The sequence below is a fragment of the Methylobacter sp. sgz302048 genome (assembly GCF_052162025.1).
GTDB lineage: Bacteria > Pseudomonadota > Gammaproteobacteria > Methylococcales > Methylomonadaceae > Methylobacter.
The window spans coordinates 1,008,995-1,032,133 of record NZ_CP197401.1 but is presented as its reverse complement, the minus strand read 5'-3'; the positions used below and the strand labels follow the sequence as shown (position 1 = coordinate 1,032,133).

General features: G+C 52.3%; 19 protein-coding genes. 4 read left to right on the top strand and 15 right to left on the bottom strand.

Annotated features, from left to right (window positions below):
- The first annotated feature begins 271 nt into the window (after positions 1-271).
- The 3 genes from ACTNE6_RS05055 to ACTNE6_RS05045 are packed head-to-tail and all read left to right on the top strand — an operon-like array spanning position 272 to position 6,050.
- Positions 272-1,747 (top strand): TolC family protein, encoded by a 1,476-nt coding sequence (locus tag ACTNE6_RS05055; RefSeq protein ID WP_442498831.1) that lies wholly within the window; start codon positions 272-274, stop codon positions 1,745-1,747.
- Positions 1,744-2,931, top strand: coding sequence for an efflux RND transporter periplasmic adaptor subunit (locus ACTNE6_RS05050; protein ID WP_442498830.1), 1,188 nt, complete (start codon positions 1,744-1,746; stop codon positions 2,929-2,931). The genes ACTNE6_RS05055 and ACTNE6_RS05050 overlap by 4 nt, the downstream gene beginning before the upstream one ends.
- Positions 2,928-6,050 (top strand): efflux RND transporter permease subunit, encoded by a 3,123-nt coding sequence (locus ACTNE6_RS05045; protein WP_442498829.1) that lies wholly within the window; start codon positions 2,928-2,930, stop codon positions 6,048-6,050. Before ACTNE6_RS05050 ends, ACTNE6_RS05045 begins: the two co-directional genes overlap by 4 nt.
- Before the next feature lie 281 nt (positions 6,051-6,331).
- On the opposite strand, the gene ACTNE6_RS05040 is transcribed toward ACTNE6_RS05045, so the two are convergent.
- Both ACTNE6_RS05040 and surE read right to left on the bottom strand, forming a co-directional pair.
- Positions 6,332-6,994: a protein-L-isoaspartate(D-aspartate) O-methyltransferase gene (locus tag ACTNE6_RS05040; protein WP_434484150.1), complete on the bottom strand. Its 663-nt coding sequence runs from the start codon at positions 6,992-6,994 to the stop codon at positions 6,332-6,334.
- Entirely contained in the window at positions 6,991-7,746 is a 756-nt protein-coding gene (surE, locus tag ACTNE6_RS05035) for a 5'/3'-nucleotidase SurE (RefSeq protein WP_194969356.1), read from the bottom strand. The genes ACTNE6_RS05040 and surE overlap by 4 nt, the downstream gene beginning before the upstream one ends.
- A 74-nt stretch (positions 7,747-7,820) precedes the next feature.
- Here surE and ACTNE6_RS05030 point away from each other — a divergent pair, with 74 nt between their 5' ends.
- On the top strand, positions 7,821-8,387 hold the full coding sequence (locus tag ACTNE6_RS05030) for a Smr/MutS family protein (protein WP_442498828.1): 567 nt from the start codon (positions 7,821-7,823) through the stop codon (positions 8,385-8,387).
- Here the strand turns inward: ACTNE6_RS05030 and ACTNE6_RS05025 are convergent.
- The 13 genes from ACTNE6_RS05025 to mrcB form a co-directional block, all read right to left on the bottom strand.
- Positions 8,384-9,211: an undecaprenyl-diphosphate phosphatase gene (locus ACTNE6_RS05025; protein ID WP_194969354.1), complete on the bottom strand. Its 828-nt coding sequence runs from the start codon at positions 9,209-9,211 to the stop codon at positions 8,384-8,386. The two genes, ACTNE6_RS05030 and ACTNE6_RS05025, sit on opposite strands and share 4 nt — an antisense overlap.
- A 14-nt stretch (positions 9,212-9,225) precedes the next feature.
- Complete coding sequence (truD, locus tag ACTNE6_RS05020) at positions 9,226-10,254, bottom strand: tRNA pseudouridine(13) synthase TruD (RefSeq protein WP_442498827.1); 1,029 nt, start codon at positions 10,252-10,254, stop codon at positions 9,226-9,228.
- A gap of 50 nt (positions 10,255-10,304) precedes the next feature.
- Positions 10,305-10,778 (bottom strand): 2-C-methyl-D-erythritol 2,4-cyclodiphosphate synthase, encoded by a 474-nt coding sequence (gene ispF, locus ACTNE6_RS05015; RefSeq protein WP_442498826.1) that lies wholly within the window; start codon positions 10,776-10,778, stop codon positions 10,305-10,307.
- Positions 10,775-11,467, bottom strand: a complete 693-nt coding sequence (gene ispD / locus ACTNE6_RS05010) for a 2-C-methyl-D-erythritol 4-phosphate cytidylyltransferase (RefSeq protein WP_442498825.1) — start codon at positions 11,465-11,467, stop codon at positions 10,775-10,777. Before ispD ends, ispF begins: the two co-directional genes overlap by 4 nt.
- Positions 11,468-11,538: 71 nt before the next feature.
- Positions 11,539-11,808, bottom strand: coding sequence for a cell division protein FtsB (ftsB, locus tag ACTNE6_RS05005; RefSeq protein WP_442499670.1), 270 nt, complete (start codon positions 11,806-11,808; stop codon positions 11,539-11,541).
- A 68-nt stretch (positions 11,809-11,876) separates the two neighbouring features.
- Positions 11,877-13,157, bottom strand: coding sequence for a phosphopyruvate hydratase (eno, locus tag ACTNE6_RS05000; RefSeq protein ID WP_442498824.1), 1,281 nt, complete (start codon positions 13,155-13,157; stop codon positions 11,877-11,879).
- A gap of 19 nt (positions 13,158-13,176) precedes the next feature.
- Entirely contained in the window at positions 13,177-14,010 is an 834-nt protein-coding gene (gene kdsA, locus ACTNE6_RS04995) for a 3-deoxy-8-phosphooctulonate synthase (protein WP_442498823.1), read from the bottom strand.
- Entirely contained in the window at positions 14,010-15,641 is a 1,632-nt protein-coding gene (locus tag ACTNE6_RS04990; protein ID WP_442498822.1) for a CTP synthase, read from the bottom strand. Before ACTNE6_RS04990 ends, kdsA begins: the two co-directional genes overlap by 1 nt.
- 137 nt (positions 15,642-15,778) lie before the next feature.
- Positions 15,779-17,098, bottom strand: a complete 1,320-nt coding sequence (tilS, locus tag ACTNE6_RS04985) for a tRNA lysidine(34) synthetase TilS (protein ID WP_442498821.1) — start codon at positions 17,096-17,098, stop codon at positions 15,779-15,781.
- Positions 17,099-17,166: 68 nt separating this feature from the next.
- Complete coding sequence (gene accA / locus ACTNE6_RS04980) at positions 17,167-18,135, bottom strand: acetyl-CoA carboxylase carboxyl transferase subunit alpha (protein ID WP_194969346.1); 969 nt, start codon at positions 18,133-18,135, stop codon at positions 17,167-17,169.
- A gap of 555 nt (positions 18,136-18,690) precedes the next feature.
- Entirely contained in the window at positions 18,691-19,995 is a 1,305-nt protein-coding gene (locus ACTNE6_RS04975) for a replication-associated recombination protein A (RefSeq protein WP_194969020.1), read from the bottom strand.
- 57 nt (positions 19,996-20,052) lie between these two features.
- Positions 20,053-20,682 (bottom strand): outer membrane lipoprotein chaperone LolA, encoded by a 630-nt coding sequence (lolA, locus tag ACTNE6_RS04970; RefSeq protein ID WP_194969021.1) that lies wholly within the window; start codon positions 20,680-20,682, stop codon positions 20,053-20,055.
- 12 nt (positions 20,683-20,694) lie between these two features.
- A complete protein-coding gene (gene mrcB, locus ACTNE6_RS04965; RefSeq protein WP_442498820.1) occupies positions 20,695-23,031 on the bottom strand; it encodes a penicillin-binding protein 1B in 2,337 nt (778 codons plus the stop codon).
- Positions 23,032-23,139 lie beyond the last annotated feature (108 nt).

Here is a 23,139-nt window from a genome sequence, read left to right as displayed (position 1 = left end):
GCGAATCGACAACTGAATCTACGGACGAGGTTTCTGAGGACCAGCTAACGCCTCAGCCAGCAGGAAAGCAGCAGCGAAGAGTCAATCATATGATGAATTTTTTATGGTTCGGTTGAACTTGAGCATGGTTGGTGATTGTCAGATGCAGCAGAACGACCGGCGCTCTGCTGCATCCCAACCCCTACTGAGCGAAGCACCCATAGCACGCAGCAGTATATAAGGCTTAGCAATGCTGTTCTGGTCAACGCAACAGAATCTAAATCATTCGTCTATGAAAAGAATAATAAAAGAATGGATTAAGCACCATGATTGCCATTTTCACTTAGCCTCTCCATTTATTAATATTTCATGCAGATGGTCTTTGTGCATTCTTTTATTGTTAAATGGCTGCTCAATTCAAGATTACAGGCCGACTCCTCTGCCTTTGTATATGAATGAATCCGGACCACCTATTGCCGACGCGCCTCCACCAAATGCGTTTTCTGCCGAAACTAGAGCTACTTCAGTTCCCTCCGAAACATTAGTTGAGCCTAAGGAACTCACGTTGAACCAGGCGGTGCAAACCGCTTTGAAATCTGATCCGCGAATCAAAGCCGCCTTAGAAAACATCAGTCAGGCCGAAGCTGATCTGATTACGGCAGGATTGATACCCAATCCTCAGATAAACACCGATATACAGTTAATGCCTTTGAATCGGTCATTTACAGCCGACCGGCAAGGCGGGCCTCCGCAATTTGATTTTAATGTCGCCATGCCTGTCGATTGGTTTTTGTTTGGAAAAAGAGCGGCTGCGATAACGTCCGGGCAATATGGGGTCGAAGCGTCAGCGGCTGACTTTGCCAATACCGTCCGGCTTAGGATCGCAGCAACTATTGCAGCATTCTATGACGTTCTGGAGATGCAGGCGATGCTGGATCTCGCCTATGAAAACCAGCGCAATTTAATCAAAATGGAGCAGATTATTCTTAAACGGGTGGCTCTCGGAGGAGTCGGCACCATCGAAGCGGACCGAATCAAGCTCTCTATTTTCAGTAGCCACCGTGAAGTTCATGCGCGAGAACTGGATTTAGCCTCCGCGTTTAACCGGTTACGTACCCTGTTAGGTATCAAAGACAATATTCCCATTAAAGTAAAAGGCACATTGGAAATCAACACATTGGCAAAGCCGATAGATGCTGAAACCGCCTTTAGATTAGCCGAGGAAAACAGGCCCGATCTAAGCGCCTTGCATCGCCAATTAGATAAAGCCGACTCAGATATAACGCTGGAAGAAAGAAAAGCCTATCCGCAAGTAATACCTGGCATTGGCTATACCAGACAATTCCAACAGCAGGCCATCGGCTTTCCCGATGCCAACTCGTGGATGGCAGGAATCAATCTCACCGTGCCTATTTTTGATCGCAATCAGGGCAATATAGCCAAAGCGAAGTCTATTAAAAATCAAACACAGTACAATTTACAGGCCCAGCTTGTGGATTTGCGCGCGGAAATTGACCAGGCCGCGAAAACTTTTGCATCTTCGTATCAATTTTTAACCAATGATGATCCAGGACAACTGGAAGCGGCAAGAAATGTGCGGGACAAAATCACCCAAGCCTACGAGCTAGGCGGTAAAACCCTGATAGAAGTATTGGATGCACAGCGGGCCTACCTGGAAACCTATCGAGTCCATATCAATGGGCGATCCAGCTATTGGCACGCATTGAATCAACTTAACGCAGTTATTGGCAAAGAAGTATTACGATGATCCATTCAACTTTTTTGTACAGTTACCTCAAACGCTCTGGCCGATCAAAAACAATACTGGCGGCCGGTATGGTATTGACTATCTTGATAGGTAAATCATGGCAGGAAGCGGCGTCGGATCAAAAAAAATTCACCGCCGCGGGAGCGCCAAAAGTCGTTCAACTGATTGAGCCGGGGCTGATTGAAGTCAAACCCGGAAGCTTGCTGGAAAAGAAATTCGACATCTCGACTGTACAGAAAAAGCGCATCAGTACGCCTTTACTGGTTGTGACCGGAGCCGTTGTTGCCCACCTGCCTATCGGCCCGACGCCTAAAGAAGACCGCTGGCAGTTTAACAGTATTGAGTTGTCCGGCGTTTATGCCGACTGGCTAAGAGCCCAGGCTGAAAAAGAATTCAATGCCAAACGTTTGGTGAAAATCCGTGAACTTACCGCAACGCAATTTAACTCCCAAAAATTGGTCGTCGAGCGTCTACGAAAACTGGTCGCCACCGGTACGGAAGCAATTCGCGACCTGACCGCTGCAGAGGCCAACTTGCTCGAGGTTCAATTGGAAGGCCAAAAAGACGTCTATGAGGCTGAAACGGCGCTCACTGTAGCCACTCGCAATCGTGCGGCGCTCGAGAGAAAGCTGTTGCAGGAAGGCGTAGACCCTCTTCTATTGCAGAGCTCCAATCCCGGCGTTTCTTTGATTATGGCTGACGTGCCCGAATTGAAAATCGGCCTGGTATCGGCAGGCCAGTCCTGTGTCGCACGATTTTATGGGATTCCCAATCAGGCGTTTTTCGGCAAGGTACGCAGCCTGGCGCCCACCCTATCGGCTGAAAGACACACACTAAGGGTGTTTTTTGAATTGAATGATCAGGCCAATCAATTTAAACCGGGCATGTATGCTGAAATCGGCCTGGGCACCGACCCGCGAGAAGCCATTATGGTCCCGGTCGATGGCGTCCTTCACAGCGGAGATGCCGATTATGTATTGATTGGGGCCGGGCCTGGCTTATGGCGCATCACTAAAGTAGAAGTCGGCGAAAGTATTGATGATCGCATTGAGATTCTTAAAGGCCTGCAAGGTGGCGAGCGTATTATCGGCAATGGCGCCATTTTGCTAAAACCGATGCTGGTGCAGTCGCTGCAGGGCGCAGAGACCGGCAGTACCCCCGGCTCTGCGGGAGAGACGCGATGATTCCGCAATTAATCAATAAGGCGATGCATTATCGCTTGATGATTTTAAGCGGTGCCTTCATAGTGATTATTCTGGGCCTGTGGTCATTTTCAAGAATGCAGGTCGACGCCTATCCGGACATATCTTCACAAATGGTTCAGATCATTACTGTCTATCCTGGCCGTGCACCCGAAGAAGTGGAGCGCCAGGTAACCGTACCGGTAGAAATTGAGATGCGCAACGTCCCCCGCGTGGTAAACATACGTTCTCGAACGATTTTCGGTCTGTCGGTAGTTCAGCTGACTTTCGAAGAAGGCGTTGAGAGCTATTGGGCCAGACAGCGCGTAGAGGAAAAACTTGCCAATATCGATCTGCCTGATGGCGCGTCGGCCGAATTGGGCCCGCTAGCGACAGCATACGGCGAAATACTGCGCTATGAACTGGTATCGGATGGTCGCTATGACCTTATCGAGCTTCGATCGATCAATGACTGGATAGTCATCCCTCACCTGTTGCGCGCCGCCGGCGTCGCTGATGTTACCAACTTCGGCGGTTATGAAAAACAGTACACAATACTGCTGCATCCATCGCAGTTAAAACGTTTTGGGCTTTCTCTTAACGATATTGTCGACGCCATACAGTCTAACAATGAAAGCGCCGGCGGCAGCGTGTTGTCACGCGGGAGCATGTCTTTTGTCATTCGGGGTAAAGGCGCTTTGCAAGATATATCGGAAATTGGCAACATTTTCGTTAAATCCGTCGGCGGCACCCCAATTTATGTGCATGACGTAGCCGATGTGGAAGTCGGCTCCAAGATACCGTCCGGAATTCTGAGCAAAGATAACAAAGATGAGTCCATTGAAGGCATCGTCCTGATGCGCCGGGGAGAAAACACTTCGGATACGCTGGAGCATACCAAAGCGGTCATTATTGAACTTAATCAGGTTGATTTGCCGGAAGGCGTCAATCTGGTGCCCTTCTATGATCGCTCCCAGTTAGTTGATACGACACTGCACACCGTAGGCCATAGCGTGCTTTTAGGAATATCGCTGGTGACCGTGGTATTACTGTTCTTTCTGGGGCGCCCTTCTCTGGCCTTAATAGTGGCCTTGACCATTCCTTTTTCATTATTGTTTGCCCTGGTAATGATGAATGCTTTCGGCATTCCGATCGGCTTACTCTCAATCGGCGCCATTGATTTCGGTATCATCGTTGACGGCTCTGTCATTATGGCGGAAAACATCGCCCATCGTTTACATGACTCGACGCAAAAAAATGATCATGTCGGTGCGGCAAAAACGGTATTGCTTGCGGCTTTGCAGGTAGAGCGCCCTGTCTTTTTCTCGATCCTGATGATAGTAGGCGCTTTCTTGCCGTTGCTGACTCTGACGCATATAGAGGGACTGTTATTTCGTCCTATGGCTTTAACCATCCTGTTTGCCTTGTTTGGCGCCATGTTATATGCGCTGTTTGTGGTGCCTGTTCTCTCCAGCCTATTGTTTAAAGAGGGCTACCGTGATTGGGAAAATCCGATATTAACCTGGCTTTATCCTCGTTACGCTGCCGCGCTCAACTTTTTATTGCGTTTTCGCTGGCAGTCAATCGGCGTTGCGGTAGTTGTGCTTGCCGGCATTCTGGTATTGGTTGTTCCTCGCCTTGGCACGGAATTTCTGCCTTATATGGATGAAGGCGTCATCTGGGTGCGTGCGAATTTTCCTGAAGGTACTTCTTTACAGCAATCGTCAAAATTCGGCCAACGGCTGCGCGAAATTACGGCTGAATTTACCGATATAGATTTTATAGTCGTTCAAGCAGGCCGCAGCGATAGCGGCACCGATCCTTTTCCGCCCAGCCGGCTTGAAATGCTGATCAGTCCGAAGCCGCGGGACCAATGGGTCCAATTCAAGCGTAAACAGGAACTGCTTGCCGCCTTGGGAACCCGCTTTCGTGCAGAGTTTCCAACCACTCGCTTCAATTTCACCCAACCGATCATAGACAGCGTGACGGAAGACGCCAACGGCACCTCGGCCAATCTGGCGGTTGAATTTTCCGGCGCCGATTTGAGCGTTTTATTGAATCTGGCGAGAAAAACTCAAGCGCTGATCAGCAAAGTTCCAGGCGCAGTGGATGTCGCTATCGAACAGGAAGGCCCTCAGCCGCAGTTGGTCATAAGCCCCGACCGAGCCCTGTGCGCACGCTACAATGTCAATGTAGAAGATGTCACGCAGCTCATTGACGTGGCTATCGGCGGCGCGCCTATCGGCATCCTGTTTGAAGGTGAACGGCGCGTTGATATTGTTGCCCGATTCGCGAAAGAAGTTTTACGTTCACCGGCCGCGATCGGGCGTCTGCCTGTCTATAATGCTGACGGCATACCTATCCCGCTAGCCCAGGTTGCTCATATTGATATTATCGATGGGCAGACATTAATTGCCCGAGCAGATGGAAGACGCCGATTGACCGTGAGGACGGATATCGTCGGACGCGACCAGGGCGGTTTCGTATCCGATGCACAACGGTTGTTCAAACGGGAAATTGAAGCGCCCAGCGGCTATCGCATAGCCTGGCTGGGGATGTTTGAGAATCTTGAACGGGCTGCCCAGCATTTCAAAATACTTGTGCCTTCAAGCATCGGCGTCATATTTCTTCTGCTGCTGGTGACATTCGGCTCGTTGCGGGCATCGCTGTCGCTACTGTTTGCGATTCCTTTCGCCTTCGTGGGCGGTGCCACTGCTCTTTATCTTCGGGGCATGAATTTGAACGTCTCCTCAGGCGTCGGCTTCGCAGCGGTTTTTGGCGTTTCGCTTATGAATGGCGTGCTGATCATAAGAACCATTACTGAATTACGCCTTGCCGGCATGCCTATGGATCAAGCCATTACCGAAGGCTCTGTGCGCTGCATCCGACCCATTCTGGTGGCATCATTAGTCGCTATTCTCGGCCTGGTACCTGCATCGCTCGCTACCGGGCTGGGTTCGGATGTGCAGCGCCCCTTGGCTACCGTGATTGTCTGGGGGCTATTCAGCGCTACCGTTATGACGGTTCTGCTGGTGCCTATTCTCTATCGGTTATTCGAGCCGCGCATCAAATCGCCTACTCCGGAAGAACAAGAACTGGATACGATAGCACCGCCTCATTAAGAAAATTGTAGTGCCAGCAATAATCGCGGAAAATATTGACTCCCGCAAACATCAACCCTACTGCAACAGTTTAAATGCCGGCACCCGCAATCACTAACGCGACGGTTGCCCAGAACCGAAACGATCGGGGCCAACGTTGCCAGTCGAAAGGCTCTATGGGGCTGCGATAGCGCCATCGGCGCCAGCATGATGGAAGGCGGTATCGGAAAGAATGAGGATTCGGCAAAACTTAATGCCGATGTTTAGGCCATGGCAGCGCTTATCATATAATTTCTGGAACATCACATTTCCGTTCCTGGCAAAAAAGGCACAAAACTTACCGGCTCCAGTTCTTCAACTTCAAATCCGCCTTGTATGCGGATAACCCGTTGCAACCTCTGATTGCCTGCCTTGCCGACCGGAACGATCATGACGCCGCCCAACGCCATCTGCTGCAGCAGCGTATCAGGAACCTCAGACGGTGCAGCCGACACAAGGATGCCGTCATAGGGCGCATGTTTCGGCCAACCCAGGATGCCGTCGCCATGCAGAAAACTGACGTTCTTCAGTTTTAAATCCCACAAATGGCTTTTGGCTTTTCTCTGCAAAGGCCAGATTCTTTCTATGGAATATACGTGATCGACCAGCTGCGCCAGAATGGCGGTCTGATAACCGCAACCGGTACCGATCTCAAGCACTTTTTCCAGACGGCCGAACTCGAGCAGCAATTCCGTCATTCTGGCGACGATATAAGGTTGAGAGATAGTCTGATTATAGCCGATAGGCAAAGCGACATCTTCATACGCCCGGCTCGACAATGCCTCATCCATGAAAATATGCCGCGGCGTATTGCACATCGCATCGAGGATTTTATTGTTTTTAATGCCCTGTTGCGATAAGCGGCTGACCATGCGCTCCCGGGTACGCCGGGAAGTCATGCCGATCCCTTGCAATCGTTGCATCATAAGCCGTTCTCCTTAGGCAACCATTCCTTTATAGCATTTATGCGCTCATACCGGGTTAAATCGACTTGTAAAGGCGTAACTGACACATAACCTGTATTAACGGCATAAAAGTCAGTTCCGGGCCCGGCATCCTGTTCTGTTCCCGGCGGCCCTACCCAATAAATAATGCGCCCGCGAGGGTCATTAGTCTTGACCACCGGTTCGGCCTTATGCCGCTGGCCCAAGCGCGTAGCCTGATAGCCTCTCAGATCTTTTATGGTCACATCGGGCACATTGACGTTCAGGATGGTATCCTGCGGCAAAGGGTGCTTGATCAATTGCTGCAGCAGCGTCACTGCCACATGCGCGGCTGTATCAAAATGGGTCGGATTGCTTGAGGCCAGAGAGATGGCGATGGCGGGAAGCCCCAGAAAGCGGCCTTCGGTTGCCGCGGCGACGGTTCCGGAATAGAGCACATCATCGCCCAGATTTGCGCCATGGTTGATGCCGGCAAAAACCATGTCGGGCTCATGTTCCAACAGTCCCGTGACAGCCAAGTGCACGCAATCGGTCGGCGTGCCGTCCACTCGAACGAAACCGTTTTCAGCAACGGCCATCCGCAAAGGCCTTTCCAGTGTCAAGGAATTGCTTGCAGCGCTGCGGTTCCTGTCCGGTGCAACCACTGATAAGTCGGCATGTTTGCGCAATACATCCGCCAGCGCACAGAGCCCTTCAGCCAAGTACCCGTCATCATTACTTAACAAAATGTGCATTATCAGTCGCCCTGAAGCAAAATAAGCTATAGAATTTCACATCTTAGCAACAATACTCTTCAAAATCAGCTTTCGTGGTAAAAAAAAATCTCACTCCAGAAGACAGCCATTTATTTCGCCAGACGGTCGGAAAGGTAACGACTGTAAAAGACGATAAGGTACTGTTTACAGAAGATAAAAAACCCAAGCCTTTTCCCAAGCCGGCCTCTGTCGATATGGAGGCCTATTTAATCGATAAGGCTGAAATAGATCTTGAAAGCGTGAGTCTTGAAGACACAATGAGCTTTCTTTCGCCGGGCCTGCAAAAAAATGTCTTAAAGAAACTGCGTCGCGGCTATTTCGGCCTCGACGCCGAAATCGACCTGCATGGGCTAAGCAGCAATGAAGCCAAGCGCCAGTTGCTCAGATTTCTGCACATGTGCGTAGAAGACGGCTGCCGTTGTGTGCATATCGTGCACGGCAAGGGCTATCGCTCGCCCGATAATCTTCCTGTTCTGAAAAACAACCTTAACCTATGGCTCAGGCAGCACAAGGACGTTCAGGCTTTTTGCTCGGCGCCGCCCAAAGACGGCGGCGCCGGCGCGGTTTTTGTGCTATTGCACGTCACCGAGAAATACCGGAACGATAACGAGTTCTTTTAATCCACGGTCCATTGTACTAAGCCGCTATAGGCCGTGCCGATGACCAGCACGCCGAACACGATCCTGTACCAGGCAAACGCAGTAAAATCATGATGGCTGATATAGCGAAGCAAGGCGCGCACGGCTAACAAAGCGCTGAAAAAAGCCGCGACCAAACCGACGGCAAATACAGGCAAGTCTGTGCTGTGCAGCAATTCGCGGTGCTTATATAAATCGTAAATGCTGGCGATAATTAAAGTCGGTATGGCCAGGAAGAAAGAAAACTCGGTCGACGCCTTGCGCGACAAGCCGAATAATAAACCGCCGATAATCGTCGACCCGGAGCGGGACGTGCCAGGAATCAGTGCCAGGGCCTGCGCAAAGCCGAGCTTTAACGCATCCATCGCGGTTAAATCCTCAACTTCATGAATGCGGATCTTATGCTCTCTTTTTTCGGCCCAGAAAATGATGAAGGCACCGATAATGAAAGCTGACGCGACAGGAATCGGTTTGAACAGATGCGCTTTAATCAGGCTGCCGAATAACAAGCCCAAAATCGCCAGCGGCAAGAAGGCAATCGCCAGATTGACAGTAAATTTGAGCGCCTCGGGCTGCCATTTCAATAAGCCAGCGATGGTCCTGCCGATCTTGGCCCGGTACTCCCAGCAGATCGCCAGAATGGCGCCTGTCTGAATCACAATTTCAAAAACCTTGCCGGTTTCATCGTTAAAACTCAGCAAATCGCCGACCAGGATCAAGTGTCCGGTACTGGAGATAGGCAGAAATTCGGTCAGTCCTTCGACGACACCCAAAATGAAAGCTTTTAAAGCGAGTATTAAATCCATTGTTGTCTCTTCGTTTATACTTCTTCGATAATTTCGCGTAATACCGCCGTCGCGTAACTGCCGGCCGGTAAGGTAAAACTCAGCGCCAATGCCTGGTCATCGATAAACTGCCATTGCAGATTCCGGACGTTCACCCGTAGCGCGCGCCGGTCGCACTCCACATCGGCATTAACCAGGCCCTGAGCCAGATCTCCGTATTTATCGGCAACGGCTTGCTCAATCGCCCGAGCATCGGCCGATACACCCGGCTCACCTTTGCCCCACAAGGCACCTGTTGGATGTATTTCTTTCGCCTGCAGCCGCCGGATGATGTCCTGATCGGGCTGATCCGATTTGAAACAGCTGTGCGACTGGTCGAACATATAAGTATCGCCGGCCATCGCCTGATCCCAGGTTTGCTGCGTGACTCGACAGGCCAGAATCTGATTGAACAGGTAAGAGCGAGCCGCCGATAAATAGATGCTGCGCTGCTCGCGCTTGACTTTCATGCCCTGAAGCAACGCCAGAGCCTTGCTGACATTGCGGCCTTCATGGCCGAAACGCTGGGGGCCGAAATAATTGGCGATGCCGCCCGCTTTGATGGCTTCCAGCCGGGCAAGGGTTTGTTCCTGATCGCCCTGCCATTCCCGCACGACGATTTTGAAACTATTGCCGGACAGAACGCCGCGTTTTAATTTTTTGGCATGGCGGACAGATTCAAGAACCTTGACATTATCGGATGCAAACTGTGCCCAGTCGGGATCTGCCTTGCCCGGCAGCCAGACGCTGAACCACTGCGTCGTGACGGCATGCCGGTCTTTCAGGCCGGCATAGCTGACATCGCGCTGCCTGACATTGGCAAAACGGGCCAATTGCCTAGCTACGTAGTCGGTGTTTTCATCCTTTTTTTCTATGCGCAGAAACACATGCTCGCCGGCCCCAGTCGGCTCAAAGGACAGATGTTCGTCGACGATAAAATCTTCCGGTACTGTGCGGATGTTGCCGCGGCCGGCAGGCCCACCGTAAACACAGGGCCACTCAGGTATTTCAATCAATTGCGTCAAATTCGGCTCGGCTTATTAATAAGGCTTGGTAGCGGCATGCGCCATGAGTGTTATTTTTCTATCAAGACGACCGACTGAACGGCTATGCCTTCTTTGCGGCCTTCGAAACCGAGCTTTTCCGTCGTGGTTGCCTTGACATTGATGCAATCGACGTCGACTTCCAGGTCATCGGCGATATTGCGGCACATCGCGCCGATATGGGGCGCCATTTTCGGCGCCTGAGCGATGATCGTGATATCGGCATTGACCAGGCTATAACCTTTTTCCTGCACAATGCGGTAGACATGGCGCAGCAGCACGCGGCTGTCGGCGCCTTTAAACTCGGGATCGGTATCGGGAAAATGCTTGCCGATATCGCCCAGCGCCGCCGCGCCTAACAAGGCATCGCTTAAGGCATGCAGCACGACATCGCCGTCGGAATGCGCTTCCAGGCCTTTTTCATAGTCTATTTTTACGCCGCCTAAAATGATGTAGTCGCCTTCTTTAAAGCGATGCACGTCGTAACCTTGTCCAACTCTGATCATTGTTGTTCCAAATAAAATTGTGCTAAGGATAAATCTTCGGGCCGCGTGATCTTGATATTGTCGGGGCGGCCTTCGACGATTTTCGGCTGCAGCCCTTTCAATTCCAGCGCGCTGGCTTCATCGGTAATGGCCGGATTGCCTTCGGCTTCTTCCAGGGCGGTTTTTAATGTGCCGTAGCGGAACATTTGCGGCGTCAGCGCCCGCCAGATATGGTTCCTGTCCAGCGTGCCGGCAATTCGGCCGTCCTGTACATTTTTTAAGGTATCGTGCGAAGACAAGGCCAGTATGCCGCCCACGTCATCATGGATCAGGCAGGCAATCAAGTGATGAATATCGGAAGCGGCGATGCAAGGCCGGGCCGCATCGTGCACCAGAACCCAATCATCATCCGATGCTTTACCGCTTATGGATTTCAATGCCGAAAGCACTGAATCAGCGCGCTCTGTACCGCCGGCCGCGGCCAGAATCTTTTCATGCTTTGCTATCGGCAATTGCGGCCAATAAGGATCGTCACTGGAGATGGCAACGGCAATCGCTTCAAAAACATCGGCTTGCAGCAATCGCGATAGCGTTTGCTCAATCACGGTTTTGCCGGCCAGTTCAAGGTATTGCTTGGGCCTGTCGGCCTGCATGCGTTTGCCGACACCGGCCGCAGGCACAATGCCCCAGAATTTTGTGGATTCGGTCATTTATTACTAGTCAAACGATAGGATTTTATCCAGGCCGGGCCATATTCAAGCCCGCTACTATAATGGAATTATTATTCCAAAACCTGGAAGAATGTCTCATCTTCTCTAATCATGCCTAACTCATAGCGGGCTCTTTCCTCTATGGCTGCCTGCCCTTTTCTCAAGTCCAGCACCTCGGCGTAAAGCGCTTCATTGCGCGCTTTTTTCTCCTCCACTTGTTCCTTCAGCTCGTCAAGACGATGCTGGTACGCGTGAATTTCCCGAACGCTGCCATCGCCATACCATAAACGGTATTGGAGATGAATGGTCAGCAAGATGATAATTACGATAAGACTTTTGATTGGCTCACCCTCGGAACGGATAACGGGCGGCTGTTAACCGCCCTGCATCATTCCAGAATCCAGCTGAATTACAGCATTTTGAATGCGCTACGGCCAGCGTATTTGGCCAGGCTGCCCAATTCATCCTCGATTTTCATCAGACGATTGTATTTGGCCACACGATCGGAACGGCTCAAAGAGCCGGTCTTGATCTGGCCGGTGCCGGTCGCCACAGCCAGATCGGCAATCGTGGTGTCTTCGGTTTCGCCGGAACGGTGCGAAATAACTGCCGAGTAACCGGCAGCCTGCGCCATGTTGATCGCATCCAGCGTTTCGGACAGCGTGCCGATCTGATTGAGCTTGATCAGGATGGAATTGGCGATGTTTTTGTCGATGCCTTCTCTCAGGATGGCCGGGTTAGTCACAAACAGATCATCGCCGACCAACTGGATTTGGTTGCCTAATTTTTCGGTCAGCACTTTCCAACCGGTCCAGTCGTTTTGATCCAAGCCGTCTTCGATCGAGATAATCGGATATTTTTTGACCCAATCCATGAAAAAGTCAGTCATTTGGGCCGAATCGAAGCTTTTGCTTTCCGCCGACAATTCATAACGGCCGTTTTTGAAATATTCGGAGCTGGCTGCATCTAGGCCCAGGCAAATATCAACGCCCGGTTTGTAACCGGCTGCTTCTATCGCTTCTAGAATAACGGCAATCGCTTCTTCGTTAGAACTGAGGTTCGGTGCGAATCCGCCTTCATCGCCGACCGTTGTGGCCAAGCCTTTCGATGTCAATACTTTTTTCAGATTATGGAACACTTCTGCACCATAACGGATCGCTTCACGGAAGGAAGGCGCGCCTACCGGCAAAATCATGAACTCCTGCAGATCGACGCTGTTGTCCGCATGCGAGCCGCCATTGATGATGTTCATCATCGGCACCGGCATGATGAACTCGCCGCTCTTATTCAAATGCCGGTATAAAGGCACGCCGGCTTCCTTGGCCGCCGCATGGGCAGCCGCCATAGAGACGGACAAAATGGCGTTGGCGCCTAAACGGCCTTTATTGTCGGTGCCGTCCAGTTCAAGCATTTTTTGATCGATGCCGACTTGGTCGTCCGCATCCATGCCGATAACTGCGGCGCGAATTTCAGTGTTGACGTTGGCTACGGCGTTCAATACGCCTTTGCCCAGATAACGGCTTTTATCGCCGTCGCGCAGTTCTATCGCTTCGCGCTCACCCGTTGATGCGCCGGAAGGCACCATGGCACTGCCTGTCACGCCGGAAGCTAAAACAACCTCCGCTTCGACAGTTGGATTACCTCGCGAATCAAGAATTTCTCTAGCGCGAATATCGACTATTTTGGCCATGCTGATGACTCCTTTATTGTTATAGGGTTGTTTCTATGAGATGAGTGGATTTAACGGCCCGATCGATCGTGGCTAAGGTTTCCAGCAGTTCCTTCATCCTGCGCAGCGGCCAGGAATTCGGGCCATCGCTCAAGGCTTCAGCCGGACTCGGATGCGTCTCCATGAACAGTCCGGCAATGCCGACGGCCATGGCCGCTCTTGCCAGTACCGGCACAAATTCGCGTTGTCCGCCGGAAGACGTGCCCTGCCCGCCCGGCAACTGCACTGAGTGTGTCGCGTCGTAAATGACCGGGCAGCCGGTGTCTCTCATGACCGCCAGTGAGCGCATGTCGGACACCAGATTGTTGTAGCCGAACGATACGCCGCGCTCGCAGACCATAATCTGCTGGTTGCCTGTCGCCTTGGCTTTATTGGCCACATGGATCATATCCCAAGGCGCCAGAAACTGGCCTTTCTTGATATTGACCGGAATGCCCTGCCTGGCTACGTCCTGAATGAAATTGGTCTGCCGGCATAAAAAGGCCGGGGTCTGCATGACGTCGACTACCGAGGCCACCTCCGCCAAGGGCGTGTCTTCATGCACATCGGTCAATACCGGCACATGGATCTGCTGTTTGACCTTTTCCAGGATTTTCAGCCCCCGCTCCACGCCGGGCCCGCGGTAACTTTCATGCGAAGAGCGGTTGGCCTTGTCAAAGGATGACTTGTAAATGAACGGAATGTTCAATGCCGACGTGATTTCCTTGAGATGACCCGCCGTATCCAGCGCCATTTGCTCGCTCTCGATGACACAGGTGCCGGCGATCAGAAAGAAAGGCTGATCGAGGCCGGCTTCAAAATGGCACAGCTTCATTATAGCGTTCCCTTTTTGTGTTTGGATGCGGCAACGACGAATCCGGAAAATAATGGATGACCTTTTCTCGGCGTTGAAGTGAATTCAGGATGGAACTGACAAGCCAGGAACCATGGATGATCAGGGATTTCAATGACTTCCACCAGACGGCCGTCGATCGATTTGCCCGAAAAGCGCATGCCGGCTTTCTCGAGTTTTTCAACATACTGATTGTTAAACTCATAGCGATGACGATGCCTTTCAGTAATGACGTCTTTCTGATAAAGCTGGAAAGCCAGCGAATCAGGCTGCAGCAGACATTGCTGGCCGCCCAGGCGCATGGTGCCGCCTAAATCGGAGTTTTCGTCGCGCGTTTCGATCTCCCCGCTTTCGGCCATCCATTCGGTAATCAGACCGATGACGGGGTGCGGTGATTTCGGCAGGAACTCCGTACTGTGCGCGCCTTCAAGGCCGGCCACGTCACGCGCATACTCGATCACAGCAACCTGCATACCCAGACAAATGCCCAGATAAGGAATCTTGTTCTCACGTGCGAACCTGACTGTGGCGATTTTGCCTTCCACGCCGCGCTCGCCGAAACCGCCCGGCACCAGGATCGCATCGACATTTTTCAAACGCGATACGCCTTCGTCCTCGATGATTTCGGAATCGATGTAATGGATGTTGACTTTATGACGCGTGCGGATGCCGGCATGAATCAAAGCTTCACTCAGCGACTTATAGGCATCGGTATGATCGACATATTTGCCGACGATGGCAATATCGACCTCATCGGTCGGGTGAGTCAACGCGTCAACCACATTTTGCCATTCGGTCAAATCGGCCGGCGGCACATCCAGCCGCAATTTATGCACGACGATGTCGTCCAGGCCTTGATCATGCAGCAGCAGCGGAATGCGATAGATCGAGTCGGCATCGACGGCCGTGATGACCGCTTTTTCCTCGACATTGGTGAACAAGGCGATTTTGCGCCGCTCGCTGATCGGCACCGGCTGTTCAGAACGGCAGATCAGGATATCGGGCTGTATGCCGATAGTACGCAATTCCTTGACCGAATGTTGAGTAGGTTTGGTTTTGATTTCGCCGGCGGAACGGATATACGGAACCAGCGTTAAATGGATGAACAATGATCTGTCGGCGCCCAACTCGACGCGCAACTGACGGATGGCTTCCAGGAAAGGCAGCGACTCGATATCGCCGACCGTGCCGCCGACTTCGATCAGCGCCACATCCATGCCTTCGGCGCTTTGATAAACACGGCGCTTGATTTCATCGGTGATATGCGGAATGACCTGAACCGTCGCGCCCAGGTATTCGCCTTTACGCTCCCGGCGCAGCACGCTTTCGTAGATCTGGCCGGTCGTGAAATTATTTTTCTTGGCCATGGTGGTTTTAAGAAACCGCTCGTAATGACCCAAGTCCAGGTCCGTTTCGGCGCCGTCTTCGGTAACGAACACCTCGCCATGCTGAAAAGGGCTCATGGTGCCCGGATCCACATTGATATAGGGGTCCAGCTTGGTCATGGTGACTTTAAGGCCACGGGCCTCAAGAATAGCCGCCAGCGAAGAAGCCGCAATACCCTTGCCAAGAGATGATACGACGCCGCCGGTAATGAAAATGTATTTTGTCATGTAGAATTTTTAGACTTCAGATGATAACTGATGAAGTTATGGCAATTTGCTCCTGTTGCCCTGTCCTCCCATCCATGGAACCGCAAAACATGCCCATTTTAATCGACAATGCGAAATTCGTCATGGTCTTTCAAGCTTTATTCCTGTCCTTGCCTGCACAGCCTGATGCAGGCATCTGTTTTTTCAGCGTAAAATTCGGCACTGATCCATTTATCGCCGACAGCCGCGAGCTTGTCATCCAAATAAATCAGCGGCATGACCTCTCGTTCCCATGGTGGAATGCCTGCCTCCTGGAACAGATTTTTAAGGACGTGGCGACCTTTACGGCCCGGCAATGAAATTTTTTCGCCGCCGCGTCGAAATCTGACGACCACGTTGGCATTCAGCCAGCGCTCGCGCAATATGCCGGTCGATGAAGGCAAACAAAGCCAAACCTGATCATCGGTCACTCTTAATGAGGCTTGCCCGGCAGACCAGCTGACATCCTGCAACGCCTGCTTTGGCGACTGCTTCAGGCAATACAGCTTATCCCGGTAGCGCCGCACATCGTATCCCCGGCCGGACAGCACGGGATCACTCCCGACTCTTGCCGCAACAATCTGGCTCAGAATCCGTTCAACAAAATCCTGGGCCGGCATTTTCAAGCCCAGCGTCTGGAACCAATGCCTGATGACCAACTGCTGTCTGGGCTTGTTTAATAGCTGCAAGCTGCTGATCGACAATGTTTTGTCGGCTTCATTGAAAACGGCATGAAACAAATCGCCGGCAATGACCGAGATCAACGCCTGCGCCTCGGCGCAATGTCTGGCCGAACGGGCAACCGTTTTGTCGCATGCCGGCCAGCGCTGTTTGATCAGCGGCACGATGATGTTGCGCAGGAAATTGCGGTCGTAATCGATATGCAGATTGCTGGGGTCTTCCACCCAGCTCAGCTTGTGCGCCTCTGCATAGTGCCTTATCGCTTGCCTGGACACATTTAGCAATGGCCTGAGCATCAAGCCCCGGCCAAAAACCATGTGCTCGGGCATGCCGGACAATCCGCGCAGGCCGCTGCCGCGGAACAGCTGCAGCAGCACCGTCTCCAGCTGATCATCCCTGTGCTGTGCCACCAGCAGCACATCGTCTGCATCCATCAAAGCCTTTAACGCGCTATATCGGGCGTTTCTTGCCGCTTCCTCGGGACTTTCTCCGGGCGCGGCAACGGCATTGACATAGAGCGCCTTAAAACTAACACCGAGCGCTCCGGCCGCATTCCTGCAATGCTCAGCCCAGGCATCGGCTTCCGCCTGCAGGCCATGATGGACATAGACCGCCGTTATTCTACCGGCGAGTCCCGGCATGGAGGCGCATAGATGCAGCAAAACATGCGAATCGACGCCGCCGCTATAGGCTACATAAAGATGCGCGCCCGGTTTAACCTGATCCAGCGCCGATTCTATGACTGATGATGACAGCATGCCGTATAGCCTGAAAAAACAAAAGGCCGGCAAAAGCCGGCCTGAAGATCGGACCGATAAGCCGGAATTTAACGGCCCTCCTCGACGATAAAGGAACCGAAGCTCATAAGCCGCTGATAACGTTTTTCCAGCATTTTCTCAACGGATTGCTGCTTTAATTCATCCATATGGCGGATCAGCGCTTCCCTTAAATTCAAGGCAGTCGCCTGGAAATTTCTGTGCCCGCCGCCCAATGGCTCTCTGACCACTTCGTCCAGCAAGCCTTGCTCGCGGATACGATCGGAGGTAATGCCCATCGCTTCCGCCGCCAACTGCGATTTATCGGCGCTTTTCCATAGAATGGATGCGCAGCCTTCCGGCGAAATAACAGAATACGTGCTGTACTCGAGCATGATCAACCGATCGCCGACGCCGATGGCCAAGGCCCCGCCGGAACCGCCTTCGCCGATAATCGTACAGATAATGGGCGTTCTCAGCTTCGCCATTTCGAACAGGTTTCTGGCGATCGCCTCGCTTTGGCCGCGCTCCTCGGCGCCGATGCCCGGATAAGCGCCCGGTGTGTCGATCAGGCAGATAATCGGCATTTTAAAGCGCTCGGCCATCTTCATGATCCGCAGCGCCTTGCGGTAACCTTCGGGGCGCGGCATGCCGAAATTGCGATAGATCTTTTCCTTCGTATCGCGGCCTTTCTGATGGCCGATAACCATTACCGGCTGGCCTTCCAGCCTGGCCAGGCCGCAAACGATAGCAGGATCGTCGGCATACGTGCGATCGCCGTGCAACTCGTGGAAATCGGTAAACATATGCTCGATATAATCCAGCGTGTATGGACGACCGGGATGTCTGGATAATTGGGAAATTTGCCAGTCGGAAAGATCGGAAAAAATCGACTCGGTCAATGCGAGACTTTTTTCTTCGAGATGCTTAATCGCTTCTGAGATATTAATATTGTTATCAAACTCCACATTGCGGAGTTCTTCAATTTTCGCTTCTAGCTCAGCGATGGGTTGTTCAAAATCGAGGAATTTTAGATCCATGGAGACTTGGCTGTTAAATATTGCTGAAAAGGGGATTTTATAGAAAAACCGTTTTTAATTCTAAAAAATTTCCTGTTTGTTTAAGTACATCTGATATTTTCATTCAATAAAAGCAGCTGATGTTACGCAGTAAGTTGAATTCAGATCAGTTTAGTAAAGTGTCGCTGGCGCGACGGATTATTTTAATCGGGTTCTCGCACCCGAAGGCGAGTTCCTTTTCTTTGCGCGGCCCCGGCAACTGCTCCTGCGTTGCTCTAACTCCTGCATCCATGCAGTCGAAAGAAAAGGAACCAAAAGAAAGGCCGCCCGGTTGCCGCTTGGCTCACTCGGCACATCCATGTACCTCGCCCTTCGGGTGCAAAGCATGCAAATCGGCTATCCTGCCGATTTGTCCTGCGCTCCTCGCTTTCGACGAGGGTTGCCAGAAGGGCCATCCTTGGCCCTCTGGCAACGCGCTGCATCCATGCAACGCCCCTGCGGGCTGTTCTCGCCGAAAGCTGCGGTACTCGGCGCGGCAAACGGGAAAGGGTGCCTATCGTAACATCAGAAAGCAGGTTACTTTACGCGCTTATCCAACTCTTTCAAATGCCTGAGCTTTTCCTTGATTTTAATCTCCAGCCCCCTGTCGACCGGTTGGTAATACTGAGTCCCTGCCAGCTCATCGGGAAAGTAGTTTTCGCCGGCCGCATAGGCTTCCGGTTCATCATGCGCGTAACGGTATTCCTTGCCGTAATCGAGCGACTTCATCAATTTGGTCGGCGCGTTGCGCAGATGCACCGGCACGCTCAGGCTGCCGCTTTGTTTGGCGTCACGCATGGCCGCGTTATAGGCCATGTAAACGGCATTGCTCTTAGGCGCGCAGGCCAGATAAACGACGGCCTGAGCCAATGCCAGCTCGCCTTCGGGGCTGCCTAGCCGCTCCTGCGTTTCCCAGGCATTGACGGCTATCTGCAAGGCCCGAGGGTCGGCATTGCCGATATCTTCCGAAGCCATTCTAACGATGCGCCTGGCCAGATAGGTCAAGTCGCAGCCGGCGTCGATCATGCGGCAGAGCCAATAAAGCGAGGCATCGGGTGAACTTCCGCGCACCGACTTGTGCAAGGCTGAAATCTGATTGTAAAACTCCTCGCCCTGATTATCGAACCGCCGTACGCCGCCGGTCAGCACTTCCTTGGCCGTTTTTTCATCAATTACGCGACTGCCATTGGCTGCGGCAAGCTCCACGGCGATTTCGAGCAGATTCAACAACCTTCTGGCATCGCCATCGGCCGCTTCGGCAAATTGCCGTTTAACGTCCTCTGCCATTTCGACATTCAGGCTGCCCAATCCCCGCTCCGTGTCGGTTAATGCCTTGTTCAACACGCCCAGCAGGTCTTCGGGCGTCAATGCGTTGAGTACATAAACGCGAGCCCGCGACAATAACGCATTGTTGAGCGCGAAAGACGGATTTTCAGTCGTCGCGCCGACGAAATAGACGGTGCCGTCTTCCACATGCGGCAGGAAAGCGTCCTGTTGCGATTTATTGAAGCGGTGCACTTCATCGACGAATAAAATAGTCCGCCGATGCTGTTGCTGCTGAATTCTTTGCGCTTCGCCAACGGCCGCGCGGATTTCCTTGACGCCGGCCAAGACCGCGGAAATAGGCATAAATTCGGCATCGGAATGATGGGCGATAAGCCGAGCCAGCGTTGTTTTGCCTGTGCCAGGCGGCCCCCAGAAAATCATCGAATGCAGCTTGCCTGAAGCGATGGCTTCATACAAGGGCTTGCCAGGCTTCAAAACATGCTGCTGGCCGACATAGTCTTCTAACGACCTTGGCCGCATCCTGTCGGCCAAGGGTTTGGTCAAGTCTTCAAACATATAAAGGCGGAGAAAGATGAAGGGCTCAAGCTGCCTGTCATGCGCCGGTCTTCCTGATTATTCGGAGAAGACATCGGCGCCTTTAGGCGCATTGAATTGAAACAGATCCGGCTTGACTTCACGATTGGTCACCACATTGGAAAAATAAATGCGCGTCAGCTGGCCAAAATTGTCGCTTAATTCCATGCCGCCCAGTGTGCCGCCACTCAGGCCGATCAGCACATATTTAAAACCGCTTTCCTCGTGTTTGGGCAGCAATTTTACCCAGAGCAGGCCTTCGTCTTCGCCCTGTTTCTCCATCGTAAAGTTATCCTCCAGGGATACCTCGCCGCTTAACAGTAGAGCCGGCGTGGAGCCCACCGACTCATCGAGTTTTTTAACCGTGACCTGTTCCAGGTCCGGATCATAAAACCAGACTTTTCCGGCATTGGATATAATTTGCTGCTGAATGGGCTTTTTATAATCCCAGCGAAACTTGCCGGGCCGCTGCAGATAAAACTCTCCGAAACTGGTTTGTACCGGATCGCCGGCTTCATTGATCAGCACCTGTTTAAAATCGGCCGTCAATGTCCTTGTGGCGCTCAGAAATGCTTTCAGTTCCCGGACCGGTCTGTCTTCCGCATAGCCGGCACCGCTAATAAAGACCAATACCAGCAAGATCAGACGAAAATAATTAATTTTATTCATAAATGCCCTAACTTATTGCGGAAAAAGATTGTTGAAAAAGGTGTTAACCCCATCGGCCGGCGCGGTTTCCGCACAGGCCGCATACTCAATCGGAGCAGAACCGGCAATGTAAGGATATTCCCGCGCGCCCTCGCAGGTTTCATTCGCCAGCAAACCGCTATAAGGATCAACCCAGGCCATTTTGATATTGTCCGGCGGAACCAAATTCACCGGCTGCGTCGAAATCTGCCGCATCAGCGATATCCAGACTTGCAGGGCACCGGTCGAACCGGTCAGGCCGATAGGTTTATTATCGTCGCGGCCCACCCAGACCACCGATAAATAATCACCGGTGTAGCCGGCAAACCAGCTGTCTTTCGAATCATTGGTCGTGCCAGTCTTGCCGACCAGGCCATAATCATACGGGAACACCGAATAGGCGGCGCGCCCCGTACCTTCGCGCATGACTTCCTGCAACATTGTGTTGACGATATAGGTAGCGGCGGGGTCGACTGCCTGCCTGACCGTAAACGGATAACTTTGCAGGCGTTCGCCATTGGCCGCGACTACGGCCCTGATGCCCCGCAACGGCGTTGAAAAACCGTCGCCGGCCAGCGTCTGGTACATCTGAGTGACTTCCATCGGCGTCAATTCCGCAGCCCCCAGCAAAAACGAAGGAAACAGATCGACAGGCCGCGTCACGCCCATATTTCTTAAAGTCTTGACTGTTCTGGCAATCCCGACATCCATACCGATGCGCACCGTTGCCAAATTGTAGGAATGCGCCAGAGCAGTATGCAATCCGACGTTGCCGTGCTCCCTGTGATCGTAGTTTTTCGGCTCCCAGATCTTGTCTCCGCTTTTGATATGGATGGCCGTGTCGCTGATCGGCGTCGTGATTGTATATTTGTCCGGATACTCCAGCGCCGTCAAATAAACGACCGGCTTGATCAAAGAACCGATCGGCCGGACCGCATCCAGTGCGCGGTTAAATCCAGCCGCCGAGTTTTCCCGCCCGCCGGTCAGCGCGGCAATTTCGCCGCTATCCCTGCGGGTCACGACGACCGCCGTTTCAAGATCATTGGCTTTGGGCAGTTTCTCCAGCTGGTCCAATTTAGTGGCGACGGATTTCTCCAGCGCGTCCTGAACCACGGTATCCAGCGTCGTAAAAATAGCCAGACCTTCGGATGTTAAATCTTCCTCGCGGTATTCCTGTCTCAACTGCCGTTTAACCAGGTCAAGAAAGGCTGGATAGCGGTTTGCCGAGCGATGCGTCCGATCAACCACATTCAGCGGCTTTGCCTTCGCCGCAGCCGCCTGCTCAGGCGTAATGTAAGCTTCCGCCGCCATCTCATCCAGAACCAGATTGCGCCGTTGCAGGGCGCGCTCGGGATAACGCCGTGGATCATAATAAGAAGGCCCGCGAACCAGGGCAACCAGCGAAGCTACCTGTTCCAACGGCAAGTCCTTTAAACTGCTGCCGAAATAAAATTCACTGGCCAGCGCAAAACCATGAACAGCGCTGCCGCCGTCCTGGCCGAGGAAAACCTCATTCAAATAAGCTTCAAGAATCGCATTCTTGCTGAAGCGGGCTTCCAGTATCAGCGACATGAAAACTTCATTGACTTTACGCCACAGGCTGCGTTCAGACGTCAGGTAAAAATTCTTGACCAGCTGCTGCGTGATGGTGCTGCCGCCCTGCACGATGCCGCCGGCTCGGACGTTAGCCCACATGGCGCGGGCGATGCCTTTCAGTGAAATGCCGAAATGGTCGTAGAAATCCCGATCTTCAGTCGCCAAGAGGCCTTTAATCAGCGTCTCGGGCGCATCCTGCCATTTGATCAGGATACGGTCTTCCTTAATGGTGGGATAAAAACTGCCGATCTGCACCGGATCCATGCGCACGATGGCCACTTCTTTCGATTGGGCCAGATCGACGATATTGGCTATGCTGGAATCGGTAAAGCCCACGCGCAAAAGGCTGGATGACTGCTGCTGATCCCAAAAGGTAAAACTGCGGGTCTTCAGGCTGACATAGGGGCCCTGTCTGAAATAAGTGCCTTCCGATGATAACCGGGCATCCTTGCGATAATGCAGCGTCTGTAATAAATCTTCAAATTTTGCCGCGGAAAGGCCATAGCCGGCATAGAGCTCAACCGGGCTGGCGTAGACACGGGCGGGGATGGCCCAGCGGTTCCCTTCAAACTGCTTGCGTACGTTGTAATCCAGATATCCCAGATAGCTCAGCAGAACAAACGTGAATCCGGCAATAAAGGCCCAGATCGACTTTCTAAACCAATGAGAAGCCGGCCTGTTCACCTTTTTTTTCTGGACATATCGAACCCCGCGCTTTTTCGTTTTTTCTACCATAGCCTCTTACAATATTCATTTTCATAATTATCATCCTGACAGCATTTCTTATTATACATAAATAGGATTGCCTGAATCAGCAACCCTCAATCTATCTGTATAAAATGA

Bases quoted from the DNA above. Each gene is read 5' to 3' on its own strand.
- ACTNE6_RS05055 (WP_442498831.1), top strand. From the start codon at position 272: ATGAAAAGAATAATAAAAGAATGGATTAAGCACCATGATTGCCATTTT.
- ACTNE6_RS05050 (WP_442498830.1), top strand. From the start codon at position 1,744: ATGATCCATTCAACTTTTTTGTACAGTTACCTCAAACGCTCTGGCCGA.
- ACTNE6_RS05045 (WP_442498829.1), top strand. From the start codon at position 2,928: ATGATTCCGCAATTAATCAATAAGGCGATGCATTATCGCTTGATGATT.
- ACTNE6_RS05040 (WP_434484150.1), bottom strand. From the start codon at position 6,994: ATGATGCAACGATTGCAAGGGATCGGCATGACTTCCCGGCGTACCCGG.
- surE (WP_194969356.1), bottom strand. From the start codon at position 7,746: ATGCACATTTTGTTAAGTAATGATGACGGGTACTTGGCTGAAGGGCTC.
- ACTNE6_RS05025 (WP_194969354.1), bottom strand. From the start codon at position 9,211: ATGGATTTAATACTCGCTTTAAAAGCTTTCATTTTGGGTGTCGTCGAA.
- ispF (WP_442498826.1), bottom strand. From the start codon at position 10,778: ATGATCAGAGTTGGACAAGGTTACGACGTGCATCGCTTTAAAGAAGGC.
- ispD (WP_442498825.1), bottom strand. From the start codon at position 11,467: ATGACCGAATCCACAAAATTCTGGGGCATTGTGCCTGCGGCCGGTGTC.
- eno (WP_442498824.1), bottom strand. From the start codon at position 13,157: ATGGCCAAAATAGTCGATATTCGCGCTAGAGAAATTCTTGATTCGCGA.
- kdsA (WP_442498823.1), bottom strand. From the start codon at position 14,010: ATGAAGCTGTGCCATTTTGAAGCCGGCCTCGATCAGCCTTTCTTTCTG.
- ACTNE6_RS04990 (WP_442498822.1), bottom strand. From the start codon at position 15,641: ATGACAAAATACATTTTCATTACCGGCGGCGTCGTATCATCTCTTGGC.
- tilS (WP_442498821.1), bottom strand. From the start codon at position 17,098: ATGCTGTCATCATCAGTCATAGAATCGGCGCTGGATCAGGTTAAACCG.
- accA (WP_194969346.1), bottom strand. From the start codon at position 18,135: ATGGATCTAAAATTCCTCGATTTTGAACAACCCATCGCTGAGCTAGAA.
- ACTNE6_RS04975 (WP_194969020.1), bottom strand. From the start codon at position 19,995: ATGTTTGAAGACTTGACCAAACCCTTGGCCGACAGGATGCGGCCAAGG.
- lolA (WP_194969021.1), bottom strand. From the start codon at position 20,682: ATGAATAAAATTAATTATTTTCGTCTGATCTTGCTGGTATTGGTCTTT.
- mrcB (WP_442498820.1), bottom strand. From the start codon at position 23,031: ATGGTAGAAAAAACGAAAAAGCGCGGGGTTCGATATGTCCAGAAAAAA.